Source organism: Streptococcus sp., from assembly GCF_032481935.1.
In the GTDB taxonomy this organism is placed as follows: domain Bacteria; phylum Bacillota; class Bacilli; order Lactobacillales; family Streptococcaceae; genus Streptococcus.
In genome coordinates this window covers 1-3,076 of record NZ_JAWERU010000082.1, presented here as the reverse complement: position 1 = coordinate 3,076, position 3,076 = coordinate 1, and the positions used below count along the sequence as shown (strand labels likewise).

5 protein-coding genes are annotated in these 3,076 nt (G+C 37.9%); all 5 read left to right on the top strand.

What is annotated here, in order from left to right; all coding sequences use genetic code 11:
- Nucleotides 1-252: 252 nt before the first annotated feature.
- Nucleotides 253-816, top strand: a complete 564-nt coding sequence (locus E7C97_RS09305; protein ID WP_000185852.1) for an ECF transporter S component — start codon at nucleotides 253-255, stop codon at nucleotides 814-816.
- On the top strand, nucleotides 806-1,456 hold the full coding sequence (locus E7C97_RS09300; protein WP_070460114.1) for a phosphatase PAP2 family protein: 651 nt from the start codon (nucleotides 806-808) through the stop codon (nucleotides 1,454-1,456). The genes E7C97_RS09305 and E7C97_RS09300 overlap by 11 nt, the downstream gene beginning before the upstream one ends.
- Before the next feature lie 26 nt (nucleotides 1,457-1,482).
- Nucleotides 1,483-1,902, top strand: coding sequence for a chromosome partitioning protein ParB (locus E7C97_RS09295; protein WP_075232054.1), 420 nt, complete (start codon nucleotides 1,483-1,485; stop codon nucleotides 1,900-1,902).
- Nucleotides 1,877-2,359 (top strand): GNAT family N-acetyltransferase, encoded by a 483-nt coding sequence (locus tag E7C97_RS09290; RefSeq protein WP_316109036.1) that lies wholly within the window; start codon nucleotides 1,877-1,879, stop codon nucleotides 2,357-2,359. The genes E7C97_RS09295 and E7C97_RS09290 overlap by 26 nt, the downstream gene beginning before the upstream one ends.
- Nucleotides 2,360-2,537: 178 nt before the next feature.
- Entirely contained in the window at nucleotides 2,538-2,963 is a 426-nt protein-coding gene (gene rplK / locus E7C97_RS09285; protein ID WP_001085808.1) for a 50S ribosomal protein L11, read from the top strand.
- Nucleotides 2,964-3,076 lie beyond the last annotated feature (113 nt).

Genomic DNA, 3,076 nt, shown 5'->3' with positions numbered 1-3,076 from the left:
AATCTAAAATATCTTAGCCAAATAAGTCCGCGAGCGCAAGCTGATGTGGTGAGATTCCACAACCGACAGTATAGTCTGGATGGGAGAAGACGAAAGAATGGCTTTGTCTATTCTAATTGATTTTTTATAGGTAAATTGCAACCGCTTGCTAAAAAAGAGTGAGGGGGAACTTTTGGAATATAAAAATAAAGGATAGATAGAGGAATCCTTTCCAACTTCTTCTGATTTTATAGAAAATTGGAGGAACCTGTTATGACAAACACACGTCGACTTTCGACCATTGCAATTCTATCAGCGCTTTCATTTGTGTTGATGTACTTTGACTTTCCGCTTTTGCCAGCGGCATCCTTTTTGAGGATTGAGTTCAGTATTTTACCGGTCCTTGTGGGTTTGGTAGTCTTGGATTTACCAGCAGCTTTTGGAGTGCTTTTCCTTCGGTCCTTGTTGAAAATTCTTTTGAACAATCAAGGGGTTAGTACCTATATTGGTTTACCGATGAATATTGTTGCCTTGGGAGTCTTTGTGCTTGCTTTTGGTTTGATTTGGAAAAAAGAGCGAACAACCATGCGTTTCGTCCTAGCTTCACTAGCTGGTACGCTTGGTTTGACTCTAGCTATGCTAGTTCTGAACTACGTCTATGCTGTTCCTTTGTACGCTAAGTTTGCTAATTTTGATATTGAGAAAATCTTAGGATTGAGCAACTACCTGATGACTATGGTCTTGCCTTTTAATCTGATTGAAGGTATTATCTTTGCCATCTCTTTCTGGTTGTTGTTTGTCCTTTTGAAACCAACTTTAAAATACTATGAAAGATAAACAAACATATTTGATGAAGGGCTCTTTTGCCCTTTTGCTTTTTGTAATTTTAGGTTATATTGTCAAGTTTTACCCTAATATGCTGATTGGCTTTGATCAACCAATCCAGACTGCTATTCGAGGTGACTTACCTGCTTCCTTGACCGTTCTTTTCAGAACAATCACACATTTAATTGATATCCCAGTCATTATCACTTGGGTTCTCATTGTAGCTTTTATTTTTTACCGTAAGCAATGGAAACTGGAAAGTTATCTCATGCTGGGGAATTTGACTTTAGCTGGAATCTTAATCGTAACCTTTAAAAATATCTACCAACGACCTAGACCAGAAATAGTACATCTAGTAGAGGAAAAAGGTTTTTCTTTTCCTAGTGGACATTCTCTGGCAGTAACGATTATGGTTGGAACTTTGATTGTGATTTTGAGCCAACGGATTAAGAATACAACTTGGAGAAAAGTAGTGCAAATCTTGCTAAGTCTATATCTCGTTAGTGTATTGGTATCCAGGGTCTATCTGGGAGTTCACTACCCATCAGATGTGATTGCCAGCCTTTGTGTAGGCCTAGGAGTTTTGTTTATGGAGTTTCCTTTCTACGATAAACTGCGTTTTCAATGGCGCTTCAAAGGAAAGCAGAAGTAGGAATTGCCCCTTCTTGAGGAGATAAAATGGAAGTCAACATAAAAGATCTTCATCCGACTCAACTATACTTATCAGAAAAGAAGTTACAAGATATCCAGATGCTTTATCAGTCGAAAGAAAAGCCCAATATCAATCCAATTAGCGTTCTTGCATTTGGAAATTGCTTCTTGATTACAGATGGCCATCACAGGGCTTATCAGGCTTTGTTGGTAGGCCAGGATACAATTTCTGCTGAGTTTGATAGAGATGGAGGTGACGAACTATATCATCTCTATGCGCAAGCTTGTGAGAAAAGAAAGATATACTCTGTTCTGGATTTAAAAAATTATATCTTACCTCAAGATGAGTATGAAGCAAAATGGTATAACTGGTGTGATGGTTTTAATCAAGCAGCGGAGCTAGTATTAGGAGTAGAAAATGATGACAAAAATCATTCAGATAGATGATTCCTTACGTTTAGTTCCCTATTTTTTAGCAGATCATCAGGATGTAGCTTTGGCCTGGTATCAAGATGTGGATTTGGTGGAACTTGTAGACGGTATTAGAATACCTTATAGTTCAGAAAAATTAAATGCTATGTATTCCTATTTAGAGAGTCACGGGGATTTGTTCTGGATTGAGTTTCGAGAAAAGGGAGAGTGGCTTCCAATTGGGGATGTAACCTTATCTCAGGAGAATCTTCCTATTGTGATTGGCAATCCAACTTACCAACATCAGGGACTTGGACGCAAGGTATTGAAGACTTTGATTGATCTAGCTCGACAAAAGGGTTGGAAACAATTGAAAGTTCAAGAAATCTACACTTTCAACCGTATCTCTAGAAGATGTTTTGAGTCTCTTGGATTTGTGGAAAGTGGTACTACTGAAAATGGAGTGAGTTTTGTACTGACTTTGATTGAATGAATTCACTCCATCGTGATAGAAGATTCTAAAGATTGATTTCACCAAAAAATTGTAACAGAAAGAAATATCAAAAATAAAAATTTCTCTTGCATTTTTTAAAAAATAGTGTATAATAGATGAGTATGCGTAAAGCATACTTGTGGGAATTACCGCCAAAACCACAAAGGAGGATTTAAAAATGGCTAAAAAAGTCGAAAAACTTGTAAAATTGCAAATCCCTGCTGGTAAAGCTACACCAGCTCCACCGGTTGGACCTGCTCTTGGTCAAGCTGGTATCAACATCATGGGATTCACAAAAGAGTTCAACGCTCGTACTGCTGACCAAGCTGGTATGATCATTCCAGTTGTTATCTCTGTATACGAAGACAAATCATTTACTTTCGTTACAAAAACACCACCAGCTGCTGTTCTTTTGAAAAAAGCTGCAGGTGTTGAAAAAGGATCAGGTACACCTAATAAAACTAAAGTTGCTACAGTTACTCGTGCGCAAGTACAAGAAATTGCAGAAACTAAGATGCCAGATTTGAACGCTGCAAACATTGAGTCTGCAATGCGTATGATCGAAGGTACTGCTCGTTCTATGGGATTCACTGTTGTTGACTAATCAATAACATCCCTATATAACCCGCAAGACTTCATCATTTCGAGAAGTGACGTGGGAGATGAAAATCGATTGAACCACTTACAAGGAGAATAGAAAATGGCTAAAAAAAGCAA